Origin of the sequence: Polaribacter cellanae, assembly GCF_017569185.1 — a bacterium.
GTDB lineage: Bacteria > Bacteroidota > Bacteroidia > Flavobacteriales > Flavobacteriaceae > Polaribacter > Polaribacter cellanae.
Genome location: NZ_CP071869.1, coordinates 1,112,870 through 1,135,214, shown reverse-complemented (window position 1 = coordinate 1,135,214; position 22,345 = coordinate 1,112,870). Strand labels below are relative to the sequence as shown.

The 22,345-nt window shown below is 30.1% G+C and carries 17 protein-coding genes; 10 read left to right on the top strand and 7 right to left on the bottom strand.

Annotated features, from left to right (window positions below):
- Window positions 1-92: 92 nt before the first annotated feature.
- From J3359_RS05230 to J3359_RS05220, 3 genes are all read right to left on the bottom strand, one after another.
- A complete protein-coding gene (locus J3359_RS05230; RefSeq protein ID WP_208079683.1) occupies window positions 93-1,754 on the bottom strand; it encodes a RagB/SusD family nutrient uptake outer membrane protein in 1,662 nt (553 codons plus the stop codon).
- Window positions 1,755-1,766: 12 nt separating this feature from the next.
- Window positions 1,767-5,018, bottom strand: a complete 3,252-nt coding sequence (locus J3359_RS05225) for a SusC/RagA family TonB-linked outer membrane protein (RefSeq protein WP_208079682.1) — start codon at window positions 5,016-5,018, stop codon at window positions 1,767-1,769.
- Between the two features lie 156 nt (window positions 5,019-5,174).
- The gene (locus J3359_RS05220; protein WP_208079681.1) at window positions 5,175-6,350 is read right to left on the bottom strand and encodes a FecR family protein; all 1,176 of its coding nucleotides are present in this window, start codon (window positions 6,348-6,350) and stop codon (window positions 5,175-5,177) included.
- A gap of 450 nt (window positions 6,351-6,800) precedes the next feature.
- On the opposite strand from J3359_RS05220, the gene J3359_RS05215 reads away from it, so the two are divergent.
- Genes J3359_RS05215 through J3359_RS05195 form a run of 5 tightly spaced genes read left to right on the top strand, consistent with a single transcriptional unit; the run spans window position 6,801 to window position 10,829 of the window.
- Window positions 6,801-7,829, top strand: coding sequence for a DHH family phosphoesterase (locus J3359_RS05215; protein WP_208079680.1), 1,029 nt, complete (start codon window positions 6,801-6,803; stop codon window positions 7,827-7,829).
- On the top strand, window positions 7,819-8,349 hold the full coding sequence (gene gldI / locus J3359_RS05210) for a gliding motility-associated peptidyl-prolyl isomerase GldI (protein ID WP_208079679.1): 531 nt from the start codon (window positions 7,819-7,821) through the stop codon (window positions 8,347-8,349). Before J3359_RS05215 ends, gldI begins: the two co-directional genes overlap by 11 nt.
- A 23-nt stretch (window positions 8,350-8,372) precedes the next feature.
- The gene (gene bamJ, locus J3359_RS05205) at window positions 8,373-9,104 is read left to right on the top strand and encodes a BamJ family beta-barrel-assembly machinery protein (protein ID WP_208079678.1); all 732 of its coding nucleotides are present in this window, start codon (window positions 8,373-8,375) and stop codon (window positions 9,102-9,104) included.
- The gene (locus tag J3359_RS05200; RefSeq protein ID WP_208079677.1) at window positions 9,104-10,264 is read left to right on the top strand and encodes a peptidylprolyl isomerase; all 1,161 of its coding nucleotides are present in this window, start codon (window positions 9,104-9,106) and stop codon (window positions 10,262-10,264) included. The genes bamJ and J3359_RS05200 overlap by 1 nt, the downstream gene beginning before the upstream one ends.
- A 1-nt stretch (window position 10,265) precedes the next feature.
- The gene (locus J3359_RS05195; protein ID WP_208079676.1) at window positions 10,266-10,829 is read left to right on the top strand and encodes a phosphatase PAP2 family protein; all 564 of its coding nucleotides are present in this window, start codon (window positions 10,266-10,268) and stop codon (window positions 10,827-10,829) included.
- A gap of 344 nt (window positions 10,830-11,173) precedes the next feature.
- On the opposite strand, the gene J3359_RS05190 is transcribed toward J3359_RS05195, so the two are convergent.
- Window positions 11,174-13,168, bottom strand: a complete 1,995-nt coding sequence (locus tag J3359_RS05190; protein ID WP_208079675.1) for an LTA synthase family protein — start codon at window positions 13,166-13,168, stop codon at window positions 11,174-11,176.
- Between the two features lie 324 nt (window positions 13,169-13,492).
- Between J3359_RS05190 and pheT the strand changes: the two genes are divergently transcribed.
- The 3 genes from pheT (at window position 13,493) to J3359_RS05175 (ending at window position 17,548) form a co-directional block, all read left to right on the top strand.
- Window positions 13,493-15,919 carry a phenylalanine--tRNA ligase subunit beta gene (gene pheT / locus J3359_RS05185; protein WP_208079674.1) on the top strand — a complete coding sequence of 809 codons (2,427 nt, stop codon included), beginning with the start codon at window positions 13,493-13,495 and terminating at the stop codon, window positions 15,917-15,919.
- A 147-nt stretch (window positions 15,920-16,066) separates the two neighbouring features.
- On the top strand, window positions 16,067-17,101 hold the full coding sequence (locus J3359_RS05180) for a quinone-dependent dihydroorotate dehydrogenase (RefSeq protein ID WP_208079673.1): 1,035 nt from the start codon (window positions 16,067-16,069) through the stop codon (window positions 17,099-17,101).
- 288 nt (window positions 17,102-17,389) lie between these two features.
- Window positions 17,390-17,548 (top strand): YqaE/Pmp3 family membrane protein, encoded by a 159-nt coding sequence (locus J3359_RS05175; RefSeq protein ID WP_208079672.1) that lies wholly within the window; start codon window positions 17,390-17,392, stop codon window positions 17,546-17,548.
- 276 nt (window positions 17,549-17,824) lie between these two features.
- Here J3359_RS05175 and J3359_RS05170 read toward each other — a convergent pair whose 3' ends face one another.
- From J3359_RS05170 to J3359_RS05160, 3 genes are all read right to left on the bottom strand, one after another.
- Window positions 17,825-18,163: a tRNA-binding protein gene (locus J3359_RS05170; protein ID WP_208079671.1), complete on the bottom strand. Its 339-nt coding sequence runs from the start codon at window positions 18,161-18,163 to the stop codon at window positions 17,825-17,827.
- Between the two features lie 77 nt (window positions 18,164-18,240).
- Window positions 18,241-18,702: an Mpo1 family 2-hydroxy fatty acid dioxygenase gene (locus J3359_RS05165; RefSeq protein WP_208079670.1), complete on the bottom strand. Its 462-nt coding sequence runs from the start codon at window positions 18,700-18,702 to the stop codon at window positions 18,241-18,243.
- Window positions 18,703-18,907: 205 nt separating this feature from the next.
- Window positions 18,908-19,591, bottom strand: a complete 684-nt coding sequence (locus tag J3359_RS05160) for a tetratricopeptide repeat protein (RefSeq protein WP_208079669.1) — start codon at window positions 19,589-19,591, stop codon at window positions 18,908-18,910.
- A 563-nt stretch (window positions 19,592-20,154) separates the two neighbouring features.
- Here J3359_RS05160 and leuC point away from each other — a divergent pair.
- Together leuC and leuD are read left to right on the top strand one after the other, a co-directional pair.
- Window positions 20,155-21,555 (top strand): 3-isopropylmalate dehydratase large subunit, encoded by a 1,401-nt coding sequence (gene leuC / locus J3359_RS05155; RefSeq protein ID WP_208079668.1) that lies wholly within the window; start codon window positions 20,155-20,157, stop codon window positions 21,553-21,555.
- A 107-nt stretch (window positions 21,556-21,662) separates the two neighbouring features.
- Window positions 21,663-22,262 (top strand): 3-isopropylmalate dehydratase small subunit, encoded by a 600-nt coding sequence (gene leuD / locus J3359_RS05150; RefSeq protein ID WP_208079667.1) that lies wholly within the window; start codon window positions 21,663-21,665, stop codon window positions 22,260-22,262.
- Window positions 22,263-22,345: the final 83 nt, after the last annotated feature.

Below are 22,345 nucleotides of genomic sequence, written 5' to 3'. Positions count from 1 at the left end.
AATTTGAAAAATATTTGAATTTTTAATAAATACCAAGGATTTAATAAATCCTTGGTATTCTCAGATTAACTCAAACAAATATTTTTTTATTTTTAATAACCAGGGTTTTGAGTGATGTTAGCATTTTTATCAATAACACTTTGTGGTATTGGCCAAAAGTAAAAGTGGTCTTCAAACTTATTGGGCTCTGCAATAAATTTTTCTACAGTCCAATCACCTTGTCTATTATTATAATCATCAATATTTTTATTAATTCCATAAACAAATCCTCCTGGAGGGTTTAGAACAATGTGTGCAATTTTCCAACGCATTATATCCCATAAACGTTTTTCTTCATTTACGAGTTCTACACGTCTTTCATGACGAATAGCTTGTCTCATTGCATCTTGATCGCCTAAAAGAGCATCTACTCCTGGTAAACCAGCTCTGGTTCTTATTTGATTCATTGCTTTTGCAATTTTTGCATTGCCTGGATCAGACTCATTTAATGATTCGGCATATAATAGAAGTGCATCCGCATATCTATAAAGAATCCAGTTTTGATAACCAAAAGTAGCTGTAGCTTCCAATTCTACATACTTAGTACACCAATAGCCACTTCTACCTCCACCACCTTCGCCACCAAGAGCTTCTGTTTTATTGTTATCTGGATGAGAATCAAATGGGGTCATGGTTCCATCTTGTCTCAGAACATCTACACCAGGAAGTAAAAACCAAGAAGTTAAACGTTTATCTCTATTTTTAAAAGGTTCTACGATATCATAATTAGGAGATTCTTTAATTCCCTTACCATCATCTACTTGATAATCGTCAATTAAGTTTCTAGGCGCACTAAACGAGGCCCATCCACCACCACGTAAACCTGTACCTCCTGGCAAACCTAAGATATTGATGAAATTAGTTATCTCATCTTCAACATATTGTCTTGCTAAAATAGTCTCATCATCAATGTTATTTGTGCTACTTTGAAATAAAGTAACTAAATCGGGGTGTAAACTATATCGTTTTTTATCTATTAATGTACCAATAGTACTTGCTGCTTCTGCCCAAAGTTCTGTACTCGATTTATCCGAAATTTTTGTATCCCTAAAGTCATCTAAAGAAGCCATCCACATTAATACTTCTGTTTTTAGCATAATGGCAGCATCTTGAGTTATAATACCTGATTTATCATGAACATCATCAAGCAATGGAATGGCTTGATTCAAATTCTCTAAAATAAAGGCAAAAACATTTTTTGATGGAGTTCTAGTAGCCTTTTTCGATTCATCTAAAGTAGCAGTTTTCTTAAACAGAATTATATCTCCCCAGAATCTAGACATTCTAAAATACCTGAACGCTAATAAAAAATAGGCTTGTCCTTTCATGTTTTCTAAGTTAGTAGAAGCTTCTAATTTATCGATATTTTCTAGAAAATAAAGAATGTTTCTAATCTGGTTATAATTATATTCTCTATGTGCTCCTGCTGTTAAATAACCTGTAGATGGAGTTAAATCTCCTTGACTTATTTGTCCCATACCACCTTCTCCCCAAGCATTGGTCATAATAGAGTTATCACTTAAACATTCTGCCCACCATCTTCTTGCGTTTGGTAAATAGGTGTATAAAACATTTAGTGCTTTTTGAGCATCGCCTTCTGAGCTCCAAAATGAACTTTCATCTGGCGCATGTAATGGTGGTTGGTCTAAAACATCTGAACAAGATGTAACATAACCTACAACCAATAAAATTAATATTATTTTTATATTTTTCATGTTTCTTTACTTTTAAAAGTTTAATTGAAGACTCATCGTTATCGTTCTAGGTAATGGATATATTCCTCCCTCAGGATCAAAGCCTTCGTATTTAGAGAAAATTGCCAAATTTTGTCCTATTAATGATACTGAACCATTTTTAACACCAACTACATCGGTTAATGCTTTTGGTAATGTGTAGCCAAATGTTAAATTTTGAAGCTTTAGATAATCTGCTTTTCTTAACCAATAATCAGAAAATGATGCATCGTTACCACCACTATTTAAACTTAATCTTGGGAAACTTGCATCTAAATTAGTTGGCGTCCAACTATCTTTATGCATTGGTCTTGCATTATCTGCTAAAAAGAATGCCCATCCTTCAACACCATCCATATATCGTAAAGCTCTGTGTCTACCATAAAAATTAGCATTTAAACTAAAACTTTTATATTCAATACCTAAATTGAAACCATAAGCGAATGCATTTTTATCATTTAATACCACTCGATCATCTGCATTAATAACACCATCTTCATTTTGATCTACATATTTAATATTACCTGGTTTTACATTTACTTGTGTAGCACTATTATCTATATCTGCTTGATCTCTAAAAAGCCCATTAGACTGTAATCCGTATGGTAAATTTAAAGAAGCACCTACCTCTGTAATGTTTCTACTACTCTTCCAAGGTCCAGAGCCTCTAAGATCTAATACCTTGTTTTTAGAGTGCGATATATTAAAATTTGCATTAAAATGTAATTCTTCTCCAAGTTTTTCTCTATAATTTAGTGTTAATTCAAAACCTTTGTTTTCCATTTTTAAAGTATTGGTAAATGGAGCAGACAAACCATATTCATCTGGTACAGGTTCTCTGTATAAAATATCGGTTCTAAGATCTTTAAAAAGGTCTAACTCTAAACTTAATTTATTATCAAAAAAACCTATTTCTATTCCTAAATTAGATTTGGTAGAACTTTCCCAAGATAAATTATCTAAAAATGAAGCTGTTGCTGCTGCTCCACCTACAAGAGTTCCATTAAAAGCATACACTCCAGAATTAAAACCAAGAATATTTCTGGTTTCATAACGGTTCACTTTTAAAGCATCTCCTAATTTCCCCCAAGATCCTCTTACTTTAAATTTTGAAATAAAGTTGATATTATTTTCAAAAAAAGACTCCTTATGTATATTCCATCCTGCCGAAAAAGAAGGAAATGTACCCCATTGATAACCTGGTTTAAAACGAGATGTACCATCATGTCTTAAACTAGCTTCAAATAAATACTTTTCTTTATAATTATAATTAACCCTACCAACAAAGGATGCAATAGACTCGTTGTACGCAAAACCCGAATTATCTTTAGTTCCCACAGCAATATTTAATACATATATATTTTCAAATGCAGGATCTAATCGAGAAGCACTAAAATTATTTCCTTTAGAGACTTCCTGAGAAGCTAATGCAAAAACGGAAAAAGAATGGTTTTCATTAAGGTTGAATGTATAATCTGTAGAAATTTGTAAAATTTCCGTAACACTTGTACCGAAAGCATCGTAAATACTTTGATTACTTAATGGATCTTTACTAAATACAGTCTCATCTGCATTATATAAAGTTATAGGCTTTGAAAAATTATGTGTTTGAGTCTGGCTATTAGAGTGTGAGTAGAGGGGTTTAATATTCCAACCTTCTAAGGGAGTTAATGTTGCAGACAAAATAGTTGTCATCTCTTTAAATATTTGAGAATTTGTACCACCTTCTTCAATTATAGCTATTGGGTTACCTCCTGGAATACCACCAGGTCCCTGAAACCTTCCCTGAGCAGTTCTTATAGGGGTAATAGGTGAAACACGAATGGCGTTAGTTAATGCACTTCCTGCACCTTGTGGTCTTTCTATATTGGTTTTTGTGTATTGAACATTGGCATCTAATGACAACCAATTATTTATTTTGTAGTTTAATTTTGGGTGTACCACCAATCGTTTATACTTATCTCTTGGTAAAGCTCCAGATTGTTTATCGTAACCAATACCAAGTCTAGTAGTAATTTTATCGTTACCTCCTGATAAAGATAAATAGTTATTATTAATAAATTGGTTTTTTTTAAAAATTTCACGATACCATTTATTATCTGGTAATTTACCATCTTCTAAATCTTTAAAATCTGCTGGAGTATATCGTTCTGTCAATCCATCATTAACACTGGCTAAATTATATAAAGTCATATAGTCTTTTCCGCCAACATAATCTATATATTGTTGTGGGGTTTGGACCCCCATACTCGTTGTTAAAGATACTCGCAAACCTTCGTGATTTTTAGCGCTCTTTGTTGTTATTAAAATAACTCCGTTCGCAGCTCTTGCCCCGTAAATAGCAGCAGATGCTGCATCTTTTAAAACAGAAATATTCTGAATATCATTTGGGTTTACGGAATAGATATTTCCAGGTATGCCGTCTATAATTACAAGAACTCCCGAGCTTCCTCCTATCGTAGATGTTCCTCTAATATTTATACTGGCTCCACTACCTGGCTGGCCTGAACTGTTGCTAACATTTAATCCAGGGACCTTACCTTGTAGTAATTCTTGTACATTAACTACTGGTTTATTTTCTAAGGTTTTTCCTTTTACAGTTCCTACAGCTCCTGTTAGGTTTACTTTTTTTTGTTTTCCATATCCTACAATTACTATCTCATCTAATGAAGCTGTATCTTCTTGCAGTACGATCGTAAACTTCGTTTGTTGGGTATTAACAGCGACCTCTTGTGTTATAAAACCAACATAAGAAACCACAAGTATGGCACTGGCATTGGATACATTTAAAGAAAACTTACCATCAAAATCTGTTTGTGTTCCATTTGTTGTTCCTTTTTCAAAAATAGAAGCTCCTAGTAGTGGCTGGTTATTAATATCTAAGACAACACCTTTTATCGTTTTTTTCTGTACAACAATAGGCCGATTAAGTTCGGTATTTTTTTTATGAACAATTACGGTGTTATTTTCCGTTAAATTATAGGAAAAACCGTAAGGAATTAAAAATTTATTTAACAAAGCGCTTACCTTTATAACCCCTTTATTAAGAGGTAGTTTAGGTATTACTTTTATTAAATCGTGTCGATAAATAAATTTGTAGTCTGCTTGCTTGTTAATTAATTTAAAAACTTGCTTAACAGACATGGTTTTACTTTTAGAAATGTTAATATCTGCATCTTGCGAAAATCCGTTCTCGGTAGTAAAAGCAAATATTGTAGTGCAACATAAAAAAATAAATGTCTTCATAATAAATCTTAACAGCCGTTTCTGTTTTGAGAAAAGACCAATAGTAATTTTAAATTTCATAAATTTGTATTGATTTTGGTTAAACTTAGTGTTAATTAGAAAAATCGTTTTAGGAAAAAGACTATTACGGTCTAAGGTTTTAGTCTTTTCCTTTTTTTATTTTATTTTTATAATTTTATCTTCAATTTTAAATATTATTTCGTTTTTCTGACTTGTTTTTTTTATAATGTTAATTATTTCTTGAATTGTTTTAGTTCTTTCTAAAATTCCTGTAAATTCGATTTTTTTTCTACTTGAATTTTCAAAAATAACATCCATATTATACCATCTTGATAGTGTTTTCATCATTTCATCTAACCTAGCTTCTTCAAAACTAAACAATCCTTTTACCCAAGCAATTTCATTTGAAACATCAATAGATACAATGCTTATTGTATTTAAGTCTCGGTTGATTCTTGCTTGCTGATTAGGAACCAAAATTTTTCTGATGTTACCTTTTTCTATTTGAATTTTACCACCAACGAGTGTAGTAGCAATTACGGCTTCGTCATTATAGGCTTTAATATTAAATTCGGTTCCAAATACGCTTACTTTTTGCCCTTTTGTAATAACATTAAATTTAGATCCGTTATGTTTTGAGCTCGGTGATATTTCGAAATATGCTTCTCCATATAAAAGTTCAACATTTCTTTCTTTTCCACTAATAAATTTTGTTGGGTACTTTAATTTAGTCTCAGAATTTAACCAAACTTTAGATCCATCTGAAAAAACTATAGCATATTCTCCTCCTCTAGGAATCGTTAAACTATTAAATTCTATAACATCATTCTGGATCGTTTTTTCATCTTTACTGTCGTAGGTTATTTTTTTACCATTACTTTTTAAGTAATTATTTTTATACGTTTCGTCTTTCGTTAAACTCACTTGATTGCCATTCCCTAAAGTTAGTATCGCTTTATCTGTCCCTGGTTTTATTACATTTGTTTCTTTGACTGGAGTATTAGTGAATTTTTGATTTTGATTTTGATTAAAAACAATATAGCTAAAAACACTAACCAAAACTATAGAGGCTGCAAAAGAAATTTGCTTTAACATTCTAATTCTTTTTTGTCTTCTATTGGCTTTTATTTTTCTATAAATTTCAAATTTAACTTCCTCTAAATTATAGTCTTGCACGCTACATTTGGTCAAGTATTCTACTAATATAAATTTATTAAAGACTTTTAAATTATTGGAGTTTGTTAACCATTTCTCCAAAATTTCTAATTCTACAATATTTGCTTCGTTATTTATAAACTTTACAAATATTTTTTTTATTTTTAATTCTTTCATACACCAAACTATATATACTATTACGTTTAATTTTTTGACACCCCTCTATATTTTTTTGTTTTTTTTAACATTTTTTTCTATTTTAAATATTAATTTCAGATAAAAAATAAAATTCTTTATTTTACGCTTTCTATCATTTCTACAATAGGAAAAATCTCAAAATTTATAACTACAATTTGTAAGACTACTCTTCCTGCATCATCTAAATGACATTTGTTTTTTTAATAAAAACACCTAAGTACCTGGTAGTCATTCGATAGCGTGTCCAGTTTACGTTTAAAGATTGAGAACTCGTGCATTAATGTAAAAAAAGAAGTTTTTTTAAAATATGAGTTTGCCCTAAATTTTGTATTTATTGGTTTGGTTGTCAATTATCAGCATAAAAAATGATTTATAATTGAGAATAAAAATAATTTTACGAAATACTATTAAATTGTATCTTCGCAAACTATGATTTTAAAAGGATTTAACAAATTAAAAACGTTTCTAGATAAACCAAGAAACATTGTAATAATAGGACATCGAAATCCAGATGGAGATGCTATAGGTTCTTCACTGGCTTTGTGTCAGTACTTTACAAAAAAAGGACACAACCCAACTGTTGTGGTTCCAAATGAATATCCAGATTTTTTACATTGGTTGCCTGGTTCTAAAGGTGTATATCGTTTCGATTGGCAAAACTCACAATCGCAAAGAGCCATTAATAATTCGGATATTATTTTCCTTTTAGATTTTAATACACTGCATAGAGTTGGCAACGATATGCAAAATACGTTAGAGAAATACCCAAATGATTTTGCGATGATAGATCACCATCAACAACCAGATGATGTAAAATATATGTATTCCGACGTTACAATTTGTTCTACCTGCCAAATGGTGTATCAATTTATAGAGATGAACAACGATTTGGAGCTAATAGATAAAGACATTGCTACGTGTTTATACACAGGTATTATGACAGATACAGGTTCTTTCCGTTTTCGATCTACAACCAGTAAAACACACAGAGTTATCGCCGATTTAATTGATAAAGGAGCAGAAAACGATAGAATTCATAACAATGTATATGATGCAAATTCGTATAATAGATTATTATTATTAGGAAAAGCATTGAGTAATTTACAAATTTTACCATCCTATAAAACTGCTTACATTACTTTAACTAACGAAGAAAAGAAACGTTTCGATTTTCAAAAAGGAGATACAGAAGGTGTTGTAAATTATGCACTTTCTTTAAAAGGAATAATTTTTGCGGCTATTTTTATTGAAGATGCAGAGCAAAATATTATTAAAATTTCTTTTAGATCGAAAGGAAACTTCTCTGTAAATAACTTTTCGAGAAATCATTTCGAAGGTGGAGGACATGATAATGCAGCTGGAGGAAAATCAAATTTAAATTTGGCGCAAACTGTTACGAAATTCACATCATTATTACCAAATTATAAAGAAGAATTAAATGCGTCTTATGAAGATTAAAATGCTTTTATTTTGTGGAATTATTTTGGTAGGCTGTTCCAAATCGACACCTAGGAAACCAATTAACCCAAAACCTTCTACAACTATTTTTCAAAAAGCAATTGAAGAATCGAAACAATTAAATAAGGTTGAAGAAGAGAAAATCGAACAATTAATAGAAAAAGACTCAATAAATAAGTATACAAATTCTTTAAATGGGTTTTGGTACACTTACATTACAAAAATTGAAGCAAATACAGCAACACCAAAAGCAGGAGATATTGCTGTTATAGCATATGATATTCGCGATTTAAACGATTCTATAATTTATAGTAAGGAAGAATTAGGTATTAAAAATTACAGTGTAGACAAAGAAGATTTTATTTCTGGAATACAAAAGGGAATAAAGTTGATGAAAATCGGAGAAACCATTACATTTGTGCTTCCATCTTACAATGCATTTGGTATTTCTGGAGATGGAAACAAAATAGGAATAAATAAAAGTATAAAAAGTACAGTAACATTATTAGATATTAAATAAACAAATAATAAATTAAATTAAAAATGAAAGTAATAAAAAATTTAGCAGTAGTAGCAATTACAGTAACAATGTTCTCTTGTGGAAAACAAATTAAAGAAGTTAAAACATTAGAAAAAGAAATCGATTCTGTTAGTTATGCCATTGGTTTAAGTATGGGTACTCAATTTAGAGCAAATTTAAAAGAAGTAAACAACGATGCTTACATTCAAGGATACTTAAATGGAGTAGATTCTACAAATTTTCTAATTAAAACAAAAGACGTACAAAATGTTATAAATACTTATTTGAGAAAAAAGCAAATGGCTCAAATGAAAGAACAGCAAGAAAAAGCAGCAAAAGAAGCAGAGGTTAAATTTGCAGACAATAAAAAAGCAGGAGAAGACTTTTTAGCTGAAAACAAAAAGAAAGAAGGTGTTGTTACTACAGATAGTGGTTTACAGTATATTGTTTTGAAAGAAGGAACTGGAGAAAAGCCAGCATCACCTACCACAAAAGTAAAAGTACATTACCATGGAACAAATATAGAAGGTAAAGTGTTTGATAGTTCTGTAGATAAAGGAGAACCTTCGGAGTTTGTTTTAAACCAAGTTATTAAAGGATGGACAGAAGGCTTACAGTTAATGAAAGTAGGCGCTAAATACAAGTTTTTTATTCCACAGGAATTGGCTTATGGAGCACAACAAAGAGGAGAAAATATAAAACCATTTTCTACTTTAGTATTCGAAATAGAATTGTTAGATATCGTTAAGCAATAATGAAAAAGTATTTATCTATTTTTTCTCTATTTGTTTTAATAATTTCTTGTTCCACTAAAGAAAAGTATAAAAACCTAAAAGAAGGCGTTTATGCAGAAATACAAACGAATAAAGGCGATATATTATTAGAATTATATTCGAAAGATGTTCCAATGACGGTTGCCAATTTTGTTTCTTTAGCAGATGGTTCTAATACAAAAGTTACAGATTCTTTCGCAGGAAAACCTTACTATAATGGTATTCGTTTCCATAGAGTGGTTCCTAATTTTATAATTCAAGTAGGAGACCATACAGAAACAAGTACTGGAAATCCAGGGTATGTTTTTGGAGATGAGTTTCCTAAAGATTCTGTTGGAAATTTATTGTATAAACATAATGATGGAGGAATTGTATCTATGGCAAATGGTGGACCAGATGGAAATGGAAGTCAAATTTTTATAACTCATAGACCCATTCCTCATTTAGATGGAAAACATACTGTTTTTGGAAAAACGATTGTAAATTCAACACAATTAAAAAAAATAAAGAAAAAATTTTCAGATTCTTTAGCACTTTCAAAAGCAATTGATTCTGCACGAATGGCTGTTATTAATAAAATTGCTCAGTTCGATACGATTCGTAATATTAAAATAATTAAAATTGGTGCAGAAGCCGAAAATTTTAATGCTTCTAAAGTTTTTAACCAAGAGTTTGCTAAATTCGAAAAAGCAAAGAAAGAAAAATTAGTAGAGCAATCTAAACTAGACGAAAAAAGATACGCAGTTTATTTAGAGAAGAAAAAAGCGTTTTTGGCTAAGATGAACGAGGACAAAGCAACCAAAACAAACTCTGGTTTGCGAATTCTAAAGTTAAAAAGCACTAAAGGAACAAAGGTTGTAGAGAATAAAAAAGTTACTGTAGATTATACGATTTACGTTGCAGATGGTCAAAAAATACAATCTACTTTCGATAAAGGTGGTCAAAACCTTGTTTTTCAGTTAAATGATAAAGCAAAACCAATGATTACTGGTTTTAAAGAAGGTGTTTTAACATTAAGAGAAGGAGAGAAAGCTCGTTTTTTTATTCCTTATTACCTAGCTTTTGGCGAACAAAAATATGGCCCATTTCCAGCAAAAGCAGATGTTGTTTTTGAGGTGGAAGTTTTAAAAGTAGGTAAATAATTTGTTAGACAGAATACTAAAAATAGATAAAGAAATTTTAATTTTCCTAAATAATTTAGGAAACGAACACTGGGATTCTTTTTGGTTGTTTGTAACCAATCAATTTAATTGGACTCCAGTGTTTCTTCTTATCTTTTTTTTAATCATAAAATCCTTTGGTTGGAAACGTGGGGTATTTATGATCTTGTCTATGATTGTTTTGGTCGCTTTTTCAGATCAATTTACAAATTTCATAAAAAATTACATCCAAAGATTAAGACCAAATAACGATCCAGAAATAGACCATTTACTAAGAACTTTAATAAATCCACAAAGTTTTAGTTTTATATCTGGGCATGCAACCACATCTACATTTTTTACGGTCTATGTTATTTTATTATTAAAAGGAAAATACAAATACAGTGCTTTATTGTTGTTTTTTCCAGTGCTCTTTTCCTACAGTCGTATATATTTAGGAGTACATTTTCCTCTCGATATTTTTGTTGGAATAACAATAGGAACTATTTTTGCAAACTTATACTTTACACTCTATAAGAAAATAGACAAAGTCTCTTTTGCTAAATAGAACTTTTTTATTCAATATAAAATAAAAAAACATTAGCTTAATTTTTATAAATTAATTTGAGTTCTATTTAAGAAACAATATAGAACTTTGTTTTAATAAATTAACATACAGTGTTTTATGTTTCTGTATCATTTCTACGATAGGAGAAATTTTATAATTTATAACTACAATTTGTAAGATTCCTCTTCCTGCGTTATCAGAATGATATTAATTTTCAAAAAAAAATTAAGTAGTTAATAATCAATTAGTAATATATCGAACCTGCATTAAATTAGTAAAGTCTATAAACATACTTTACGAAACGCTGTATTTTTCTCAGTAAACTTCGTAATACAATTTTAACTCTAACGCTTCTTGTTGTTAAAGTATAAATACTTTGTAGAATGGTAGTAAGCAGAAAGCAAACTATCCATTTGTTGTGCTCTTTCTATATTATCTTCTTTAATGTTCTTTAACCCTTTTGTTTTTAAATTATATAACCCAGTTGTTTTGGTAACGTTAGTTTTCGAATAATACAAGCTATCTTGTAAAATACCCACTGCAGGTTCTCCATTAATTCCTAAGTAAACAAAAGAAGTAGTGTTGGTTTGTGTGCTGTCTAACAAATCGTTTCCTAAAGTATAATTCGTATAATTTATCTTCGCTAAACTTGCTACTGTTGGAAACAAATCGATTATTTTTCCGTTTTTAGAAATAGTTTTTGAAGCTACAAATTTAGGCGCATGAATTAAAAAAGGAACATGCTGTAGCTGAATATTTAAATCGAATTCTTTTGGATATAAATTCGTCCTTTTCATGGCTGTATTATGGTCTCCAAAAAACACAAAAATCGTATTTTCGTAATAACCAGATTTTTTTGCACGTTCTAAAAACCGACCAATGTTAAAGTCTAAGTATCGTAAAGCATTTAATTGAGCTAAAGATTTAAAGCCACTTTTTTCTAACAAACCTTCAGAAATTTCATTGTCTTTTAAAGGTTTGTAAGCTTCTTTTTCGTCTGGTACCGTAAAAGGCATGTGGTTAGAAGCAGTTTGAATATAAGCAACAAAAGGTTTTTCTTGTTGATGTAATTTTAGCAATTCTTTGTTAGACTCTTTAAATAATTCATAATCGTCAATTCCCCAAACATCTGCTCTTTTTTCGGTTTTATAGCTTCCTTCTTCGAAAATCTTTAACCCCCTAATATTCGATTGAAAAATACTTCTAATATTCGCCCAGTTTGCACTTCCTCCTAAAAAATATAGTTTTTCATAACCATTAAATTGATCGAAAATAATACGTTGGTCTTGCAGTAACGGATTTCTAGAAGCAGTTCTAACATCTTCAATATCTGGTAATCCTGTAACGCTTGCAAAAACGCTGGCAGCAGTTCCTACTTTGTGAACATAAAAATTAGGGAAACTCGTACTTACATTAATTAATGAATCTAAATTGGGGGTCGATTTTATGGGGTTTCCATAAAAACTCATCGTTGTTATTCCAACAGATTCCATCATTACAATAACTACATTTGGCTTTTTCGTATATGTGGAATCAAAAACTACTTTTCTTTCAAAAGAAATTTTATCCTTTGGTAAATTTAAATGTTTGGCAATAACAGGATAGTATTTTTTAAACTCTTCCATATTTACGCCTTCACTTCTGTAGGCAAAACTATCAAAGAAATATAATACAGGGTTTAAGGTAAATTGGTTAACAGCATTGTTTTTAGAGAAAAAAGCCTGGCTCCAACGTAAAGGATAATGAGTAAAACTATTGTAAATTCCGAATGAAAGCAATAAAACAGTAGTTATAAAATAAAGAGCTTTTACTTTTTTAGAACGTTTTTCTTCAACATTAGAAAAACGATTGTAAATAGATTTCGAAAATTTATAAATGATAAAAATAAGGATTAGTAATCCTATAATTCCTTTATAAACAGGATAACTTTCTACCAAAACCTGTCCAGATATTTTTAAATTGGTTAAAAATCGAAGAGAAGAAGCATCTAAACGAATGTTTAAATAGTCGTAATAACCAAAATCAAACAGAAAAAATAAAGTGAGAATTAAATAAGTAATAGACAAATAAATAGTAGCAATTCTTTTATAAATTCTGTTTTTTAAAAAGCGATAATTTGTAATTAAAACAAGTATTGCCAAAGGGAAAAGCGTAATAATAGCTAATTTTAAATCGAAACGAAGTCCTAATAAAAAAGCTTTTCTTACTTCTACAGAAGTGGCATTTTCTAAATTAGCAAAAAAACTGTAAAAAATAATTCTAAAAATACTTGTAAAAACAAATAAGAAAAACACATTTGTAAAAATGTACTTTATGTAGTTGGGTATTTTTTTAAACATGAAACTCATTAATTTACTGCAAAGATATCTAATTCTTAAATTATAAACCTACAGCATTTCATTTTATTGCAATTGTGTTAGTTTTTATAATAATATAGAGGTTTTTAGTTGAACTATTGCCCTGCTTTATAGAACACTAAAAATAGTTATAATAACTTAATTAGTTGCAAATTTTATGCTTTGAAAATTATTTAAAAATCAATAAAAAAAAGTTTCGATATATTACTTTTTCACTTTGAGAGTAGAACTTTAATTTTACTGTAAAAATGCTTAAAAAAACGAGAATTTCAGTAAATTTGCGCCTGAAAACTTCAAAAAGAAAATATGAAAATTTCGTACAATTGGTTAAAGCAGTTTCTACAAATAGATTGGGAACCAGTAAAAACAGGAGAGTTATTAACTGATTTAGGATTAGAAGTAGAAGGTATCGAAACCAAAGAATCTATAAAAGGTAGTCTAAAAGGCATTGTTGTTGGCGAAGTTTTAACTTGTGTACAGCACCCAAATGCAGACAGGTTAAAAGTTACCACAGTAAATTTAGGAACAGCAAACCCTGTACAAATTGTTTGTGGTGCACCCAATGTTGCTGCTGGTCAAAAAGTACTTGTTGCCACAATTGGAACTGTTTTATATGATGATAAAGGAGAAGGTTTTAAAATAAAAAAAGGAAAAATTAGAGGAGAAGAAAGTTATGGGATGATTTGTGCCGAAGACGAATTAGGCTTAGGCAAAAGCCATGATGGAATTATGGTGCTAGATGCAGAAATAGCTACAGGAACTTTAGCTTCCGAAGTTTTTAATATAGAAACAGACTACGTTTTCGAAATTGGTTTAACGCCAAATCGTTCAGATGCTATGAGTCATTTTGGTGTGGCAAGAGATGTAAGGGCAGGTTTAATGCAACAAGACGTAAATTTAGAATTAATATCGCCTTCTGTAAGCGATTTTCATGTAGATGAAAGAACGTTAAGAATCGATGTAGAAGTAGCAGATAAAGACCAAACTCCAAGATATTGTGGAATTACCATTACAGATGTAGCCGTTAAAGATTCTCCAAAATGGATTCAAAATAGATTAAAAGCTATTGGAATTACTCCTAAAAACAACATTGTAGATATTACAAATTATGTGCTACATGAACTTGGGCAACCTTTACATGCTTTTGATGCCCAGAAAATAAAAGGAAATAAAATTTTGGTAAAAACTTTAGAAGAAGGAACAAAATTTACCACTTTAGATGATGTTGAAAGAGAATTGTCTTCTAATGATATTATGATTTGTGATGGAGATTCAAACCCTCTTTGTATTGCAGGAGTTTTTGGAGGTTTACAATCTGGAGTTACAGAAAATACGACTTCAATTTTCTTAGAAAGCGCTTATTTTAACCCTGTTTCTGTAAGAAAAACAGCAAAAAGACACGCTTTAAATACAGATGCTTCTTTTCGTTTCGAAAGAGGAATTGATATTAATATGACAGAATATGCACTAAAACGTGCAGCTTTATTAATTGAAGAATATGCAGGAGGTAAAATGGCCTCTGATATTTCTGATTTTTATCCAGTAAAACTAGAAGATTTTCAAGTATTCTTATCTTATGAAAATGCGTACAGATTAATTGGACAAGAAATTCCGAGAGAAACAATTAAAAATATTTTAGCTTCTTTAGAAATTAAAATTAATAGCGAAACAGAAGGAGGTTTAGGCTTAACAATTCCTTCTTATAGAACTGATGTACAGCGAGAAGCAGATATTATCGAAGAAATTCTAAGAGTGTATGGTTATAATAATATTGAGTTTTCTCATAAATTAAACACCTCAATTTCTTTTGATTCTAATAAGGAAACAAAGGTTGAAAATGTGGTTGCAAACCAATTAACAGCACAAGGTTTTAATGAAACTATGGCAAACTCATTAACAAAGCCCCAATATGGAACTTTATCGGAAAATATTAATGAGGAAGCAAATGTAGAAATGCTAAACCCATTAAGTAACGATTTGAAAGTAATGCGCCAATCTTTGTTGTTTAGTGGTTTAGAATCCGTTTCTTATAATATCAATAGAAAAAATAATTCTTTAAAGTTTTACGAGTTTGGTAAAACATATCATAAATATTCTGGTAAATACCAGGAAAACAAACATCTAACACTTTTTGTAACAGGAAACAGAACAAATGATAGTTGGAAAATAGTAAATCAAAAATCGGATTTCTTTTATTTAAAAGGAATCATTAAAAGTGTTTTAAGTAGATTAGGAATCGATAGTTTAAAATCGACACCTAGTAAATTAGATGTTTTTTCTGAAGGAATTTCCTTTGGATTAGGAAAAATGAAATTGGTAGAATTTGGAGTAGTAAAAAACAGTTTGCTAAAAGAATTCGGAATTAAACAAGAGGTTTTATATGCTGATTTTAATTGGGACACCATTTTAAAATTAACAGGAAATAAAAAAATTAAAGTTGCTGAATTACCAAAATTTCCAGCAGTAAAAAGAGATTTGGCGTTACTATTAGATTCGAAAACAGCTTTTAAAGAAGTGTATAATTTGGCATTTCAGTCAGAAAAGAATTTACTAAAAGAAGTAGATTTGTTCGATGTGTATGAAGGAGATAAGTTGCCAGAAGGTAAAAAATCGTATGCAGTTAGTTTCTTATTACAAGACGAAACAAAAACGTTGGCAGACAAACAAATAGATAAAATAATGCAAAAATTACAGCAAACATTCGAAAAAAAATTAGATGCTGTTTTACGATAAGGTTTAAATGAAATAAAACTAAATGAGGTAAGTAGAACTTATAACTGACCAGATGCAACCATAATGTAAAACTAAAATAAAACTCGCTCTTATAATTACATATTTAAAAGTCGAAAAATCAAAAAAAAGTAGTAAATTAGAATAGAAATGTATAAATTAATAGTAAGACCCATCTTTTTTCTTTTCGATCCAGAAAAAGTACACTATTTTACCTTTTTTCTAATTAGAATTTTATGCAAAATTCCTTTTGGAGCGTCTATTTTTAGAAGTATGTATCAGGTAAATGACACACGTTTAGAAAAAACTGTTTTCGGTTTAACGTTTAAAAATCCTGTTGGTTTAGCTGCTGGTTTCGATAAAAATGCAGTTTTATATAACGAATTGGCAAACCTTGGTTTTGGTTTTATTGAAGTTGGAACGGTTACTCCAAAAGGTCAAGTTGGAAACCCTAAAAAAAGATTGTTCCGTTTAAAAGACGATCAAGGAATTATCAATAGAATGGGTTTTAATAACAATGGAGTAGAAGAAGCGATTAAAAACCTAAAGAAAAATAAACATAAAGTGCTTATTGGTGGAAATATTGGAAAAAATACAGACACCAAACCAGAAAACTATACAAAAGATTATATTACAGTTTTTAAAGAATTACACCCTTTTGTAGATTATTTTGTGCTAAATGTTAGTTGCCCAAATGTGGGAAGTCACGCAAAATTAAATGACAAAGATTATTTGGTAGAATTGATTACTGCTTGCCAAAAAGAAAATAAAATTTTTAAAATTAAGAAGCCAATTTTATTAAAAATTGCTCCAGATTTAAATAATATTCAATTAGATGAAATAATAGATTTGGTTGCAGAAACAAAAATTGATGGTGTGATTGCTTCAAACACGTCTACTTCAAGAGAAAACTTAAAAGCCTCTAAAGAACGTTTAGCCGAAATTGGAAATGGTGGTGTAAGTGGAAAACCAATTAAAAACCAGAGTACAAAAGTAATTAAATATTTAGCAGATCAATCCAATAAATCGTTTCCTATTATTGGAGTAGGAGGTATCCATTCTGCAGAAGATGCGTTAGAAAAATTAGATGCTGGTGCAGATTTGGTTCAGGTATATACAGGATTTATTTACGAAGGCCCAGGTTTAATTAAGAAAATTAATAAGGCTGTTTTAGATAGGATGTAGTTTTAAAGTCTAATATCCCTGTTTTTCGACTGCGCTCAAGATAAACGTTGGTAAGAGTCATTTATTTGTTGCTCTTAGAAGTACCAATCTTAACTGATCTCAAAAGTAAAAAGACTATAATTTTTTTAAGATTTTAAGTTTCTTTTTAAATGTTACGATAATGTAAATGGGCTTATTTAATTGGTATACAGAGGTGTTTATTGTCTTCTAAAAGTGCTTAAATAATAGATGGTTTGTAACAAAAACAGCTTTTAATCGTCTTAATAATATCTAAATCAACATTATATTATGAGTCTTTTTAGAGTATTTTTTGCCATTTTCTTTCCACCACTTTCGGTAATAGATAAAGGCTGTGGTTCTTTTGTAATTATCTTTTTATTAACGCTTTGTGGCTGGATTCCAGGTATAATTGGAGCGTTGGTTATTTTGAATAATTCTAAGAATTAATGTTTCTCGAAAAGTCGTAGAGACGCAAAGTTTTTATTTTACTATTTAACGTAAGTTCGACAAACTACTAATTAATTATTTAAATATTTTTCTTAAAAAAAAATCAATGTTATTTGGATGACGCAGGAATCTTACAAATTATAGTTATAAACTATTAAATTTTTCCTATTGTCGAGATTACAGGAAGTGGAAGTATAAGTGGTTGTCTGTCAAAAAACTAAGATACAGTCATATATTGTTTCTTAAATCGAACTCACGATATTAAACTTGAAGACCCTAACTAACCTGCTCTCCATTCTTAACCTTCTTAGAAGCTTGTAGTAAAACCACATTTCCATTAGTGTTATAAATACCAACTACTAAAACTTCACTTATAAAGTTAGCAATTTGTCTTGGCTTAAAGTTAACGATGGCAGAAACTTGTTTGTTTAACAAATCTTTTTTTGAATACAAATCTGTTATTTGAGCGCTTGACTTTTTAATTCCTAAACCACCAAAATCTATGGTTAATTGATAGGCTGGTTTTTTAGCTTTCGGAAAATCGTTGACTTCTATAATGGTTCCTATTCTAATATCAACTTTTAAAAAATCATCGAAAGTTATTTCTGGTTTCATATTTTATTTTTATCATAAGTTGGCAGTCATAATTTGTAAACTTAGTGTCTATCTTCTCAATTGAAACCTAATAGTTATCACTTCCTCCTCAATTTTTGAATCACCCAAAGTGGGCCAATCAACAAAAACTGTAAATCTTTTGCAAAAGAAGGCTTTTTACCTTCCACTTTATGTCCCCAAAACTGACCAACCCAAGCCAAAACAAAAATAATTATCGAGGTATATAAAAGATTTGTAGTATTTCCCAACCAGAAATTTCCAACAATGCAAAGCAAGATTACAAATAACATATTTAAGAAGTACCAAAATCCCAAACGCAAATAAAAGAAAGAAATTACAATACCAATTACTACTGCCCAATTTTCTATAAGCGGATTATATAAACGAAAAGTATTTTCTAAAAGCGAAGTTGGAATACTCATTAAAAGTCCGATTACGCTAAAGAAAATTAATGGAACACAAATATAGTGTACCAATTGGTTGGTTTTATTTTGATGACTTATAGCATACTCATCAAACCATTCTTGTGCGGTTTTCATTATTTAATAACTTAAGGTTTAAATATACAAGTATTTTCAAAAAAAATAAAATTAAATATTGTTTTGAGTTTTTTTTTCTAGCAAAGTTGCAGACACCAAAAAGATTTAATTTGTTACTGCTACTAAAAACTGTAACTGAAGGTTCTACAGGCTCAGCCAGATATTCGTTTCGTTTAGCTGGTTTAGATTTTAAGTCCTAAATCCATTATTTTTCTTCTGTTAATTTTTTATAGGCTCTTTTTGCATTGTAATTTTCGGGATTAATAACCAATGCTTTTTTATAATATTCAATTGCTTTTTCTTTCTTATTTAATACAAGATACGCTTCTGCTGTGCTATCGTAAACATTCGAGCTTTTAGGATGCAAGGCAATATTTATTTTAAAAATTTCTACTGCTTTTTTTGCTTTTCCTTCTTTTAAAAGTTTGTAACCTATAGAGTTAATTCTTCGTTCTTTAATTATAGGGCTTAAAGAATCTTGTTCTTTAACGAGTAAAAAAGCTTTTAGAGCTTTGTCATATTCTTCTGCTTCGAAATATTCGTTAGGAGTTTTTTCGCTTTTATTTAATTTTTTGAAATGATAAATAACGCCATTATGTTCTTTTTTTGGAGCCAATTCTATATGCATTTTTGGAGTGCTTACAAAAACCATTTTTTCGTTCAACTCTTTCATATAAAAAGCACTATCGTTTACTTTTAGCAAATCAATATCGTTGTTTCCACGCCATTTTGCTTTTAATACTTTATCTTTAAAATAGATTTCAATTACTTCGTTTTCGTTAAATAAATAACGACCTTCAGTTGCTTTTATAAATTCATCAGAATTTTTTTGAGAAGTACAGCCAATGCATAAAATAAAAAGAAATAATGGATATATATAGGTTTTCATAGGTAGTTTCGTAAATTAATCCTCTATTTAGACGACTAATTTATTCATTTTGTTACAATTTTTTCAAAATAAATTAAACTATTGTTACCAAATAAATATCTTTAACCAGAAATAGTTTAAAATTAAACAAAAAAATTTAAGCTTCGAGAGAGATTTATAAGAAACGACTAAAATATTAAAGTTTATAATTAGCTTTTAATTATTCTAGAAGTTAGTTAGAAATTAGGTAGTTTAAGATTCCTTTCTAAATAATAATTCCTTCAGTATTTATGGTAATATAAAAAGAATTCCTATTATTTCAAGTTCAGTTCTCATTTTAGAATTTATATCAATTTCACTGTAATATTCAATTTTAGCATTTTTAATTTTTAACATAATAAAAAATTCTACAAAACAAATAGACATCGTATTTTAAAATAGGTTAAAAAACTGTAAATCAAATACATAAAAACAACTTTAACAGTTGAATATAATGTAAGAAACACTTCTAAAACCTAAAAATCTAATGAAAGCTTTATATTTGATAGCTGATACAAGAAATAGTTACTAAATATAAAATAAAAATGGCAAAAACATTATTTGACAAAGTATGGGACTCACATGTAGTTCGTAGTGTAAAAGACGGACCAGATGTGTTTTTTATCGATCGTCATTTTATTCATGAAGTTACCAGTCCTGTTGCGTTTTTAGGATTAGAAGGCAGAGGAAATACAGTTGTATATCCAGAGCGTACTTTTGCGACTGCAGATCATAACACACCAACAGTAAATCAACATTTACCAGTAGAGGATCCATTATCTGCGAATCAATTAGATGCCTTAGAAAACAATGCGAAAAAGCATGGGATTTCTCACTGGGGTTTAGGAGATAAAAATAATGGAATTGTACATGTTGTAGGTCCAGAAAACGGAATTACCTTACCAGGAGCAACCATTGTTTGTGGAGATTCTCACACATCTACACATGGTGCATTTGGTGCAATTGCCTTTGGTATTGGAACTTCGGAAGTAGAAATGGTTTTGTCTACACAATGTATTATGCAACCAAAACCTAAAAAAATGCGCATTAACGTAAACGGAAAATTAGGTATAGGCGTTACTCCAAAAGATGTTGCTTTGTACATTATTAGCAAACAAACAACTTCTGGTGCAACTGGTTATTTTGTAGAATATGCAGGAGATGTTTTTAAAGACATGTCTATGGAAGGTAGAATGACAGTTTGTAATTTGTCAATAGAAATGGGTGCAAGAGGAGGAATGATTGCTCCAGATGCAAAAACTTTCGAATATATAAAAGGACGTTCTTTAACTCCAAAAGGAGCAGATTGGAACAAAGCCATGAAATATTGGGAAACTTTATATACTGATGAAAATGCAGAATTTGATGCAGAATTTAATTACGATGCTTCAGATATTGAGCCAATGATTACTTATGGAACAAACCCAGGAATGGGAATGGGCGTAACAAAATCGATTCCAACAGCTGCAAATGTTGAAGGAGGAGCAGAAACGTATAAAAAATCGTTAGGATATATGTCTTTTAGTGAAGGCGATTCTATGATTGGTAAGCCCATTGATTTTGTCTTTTTAGGATCTTGTACAAATGGAAGAATAGAAGATTTTAGAGCATTTTGTTCTATTGTAAAAGGAAGAAAAAAAGCAGACAATGTTACTGCTTGGTTGGTTCCAGGTTCGCATAAAGTGGTAGATCAAATTAACACAGAAGGATTAGATAAAATAATTACAGATGCAGGTTTCGTTTTAAGAGAACCAGGTTGTTCTGCTTGTTTGGCAATGAATGATGATAAAATTCCAGCAGGAAAATTATCAGTTTCAACATCGAACAGAAACTTCGAAGGAAGACAAGGACCAGGATCCAGAACGTTATTAGCAAGTCCTTTAGTAGCTGCAGCATCTGCAGTAGAAGGAGTAGTTACAGATCCAAGAACGCTACTTGTTAGTTAGCAGTTTTCAGTGGCAGTTTACAGTCACAAAACTGAATGGAATTAAAATATTTTATTAAAATTAAACAATTACTGCCAACTGATACTGGCAACTGAATACTAAAAAACATGGCTTACGATAAATTTGAAGTATTAACAAGTACAGCATATCCATTACCAATAGAAAATGTAGATACAGATCAAATAATACCTGCTCGTTTCTTAAAAGCAACAGAACGTGTAGATTTTGATAAAAACTTTTTTCGTGATTGGAGATACAACCAAGATGGAACACCAAAAACAGATTTCCCTTTAAATAAAAAGATTTATGCAGGTTCTAAAATATTAGTTGGAGGTAGAAACTTTGGTTCTGGTTCTTCAAGAGAACATGCAGCTTGGTCCGTATACGATTTTGGATTACGTTGTGTAATTTCTTCTGCATTTGCAGATATTTTTAAAGGAAATTGCTTGAATGTTGGTGTATTACCAGTTCAAGTTTCTCCAGAATTTGCAGACAAATTATTTGATGCAATTATGGCAGACCCAAAAACGGAAATTAAAGTAGATTTACCAAACCAGAAAGTAACATTGGTTGCCACTGGTGAAAGCGAATCTTTTGACATTAATGCCTATAAAAAAGATAATATGTTAAATGGTTTCGATGATATTGATTATTTAAAAAATATGGAAAACGAAATTGCTGCATTTGCGGAAACAAGACCGTTTTAGATTTCTTCACAAAGTTGAAATAACATCGCTTTGTCATTCCGATTGAAGCAATAGCGAAACATAGGAATCTATAAAAAAATAAA

Excerpts from the sequence above, each read along its gene's own strand:
- J3359_RS05230 (WP_208079683.1), bottom strand. The coding sequence starts at position 1,754 with ATGAAAAATATAAAAATAATATTAATTTTATTGGTTGTAGGTTATGTT.
- J3359_RS05225 (WP_208079682.1), bottom strand. The coding sequence starts at position 5,018 with ATGAAGACATTTATTTTTTTATGTTGCACTACAATATTTGCTTTTACT.
- J3359_RS05220 (WP_208079681.1), bottom strand. The coding sequence starts at position 6,350 with ATGAAAGAATTAAAAATAAAAAAAATATTTGTAAAGTTTATAAATAAC.
- J3359_RS05215 (WP_208079680.1), top strand. The coding sequence starts at position 6,801 with ATGATTTTAAAAGGATTTAACAAATTAAAAACGTTTCTAGATAAACCA.
- gldI (WP_208079679.1), top strand. The coding sequence starts at position 7,819 with ATGAAGATTAAAATGCTTTTATTTTGTGGAATTATTTTGGTAGGCTGT.
- bamJ (WP_208079678.1), top strand. The coding sequence starts at position 8,373 with ATGAAAGTAATAAAAAATTTAGCAGTAGTAGCAATTACAGTAACAATG.
- J3359_RS05200 (WP_208079677.1), top strand. The coding sequence starts at position 9,104 with ATGAAAAAGTATTTATCTATTTTTTCTCTATTTGTTTTAATAATTTCT.
- J3359_RS05190 (WP_208079675.1), bottom strand. The coding sequence starts at position 13,168 with ATGTTTAAAAAAATACCCAACTACATAAAGTACATTTTTACAAATGTG.
- pheT (WP_208079674.1), top strand. The coding sequence starts at position 13,493 with ATGAAAATTTCGTACAATTGGTTAAAGCAGTTTCTACAAATAGATTGG.
- J3359_RS05180 (WP_208079673.1), top strand. The coding sequence starts at position 16,067 with ATGTATAAATTAATAGTAAGACCCATCTTTTTTCTTTTCGATCCAGAA.
- J3359_RS05175 (WP_208079672.1), top strand. The coding sequence starts at position 17,390 with ATGAGTCTTTTTAGAGTATTTTTTGCCATTTTCTTTCCACCACTTTCG.
- J3359_RS05170 (WP_208079671.1), bottom strand. The coding sequence starts at position 18,163 with ATGAAACCAGAAATAACTTTCGATGATTTTTTAAAAGTTGATATTAGA.
- J3359_RS05165 (WP_208079670.1), bottom strand. The coding sequence starts at position 18,702 with ATGAAAACCGCACAAGAATGGTTTGATGAGTATGCTATAAGTCATCAA.
- J3359_RS05160 (WP_208079669.1), bottom strand. The coding sequence starts at position 19,591 with ATGAAAACCTATATATATCCATTATTTCTTTTTATTTTATGCATTGGC.
- leuC (WP_208079668.1), top strand. The coding sequence starts at position 20,155 with ATGGCAAAAACATTATTTGACAAAGTATGGGACTCACATGTAGTTCGT.
- leuD (WP_208079667.1), top strand. The coding sequence starts at position 21,663 with ATGGCTTACGATAAATTTGAAGTATTAACAAGTACAGCATATCCATTA.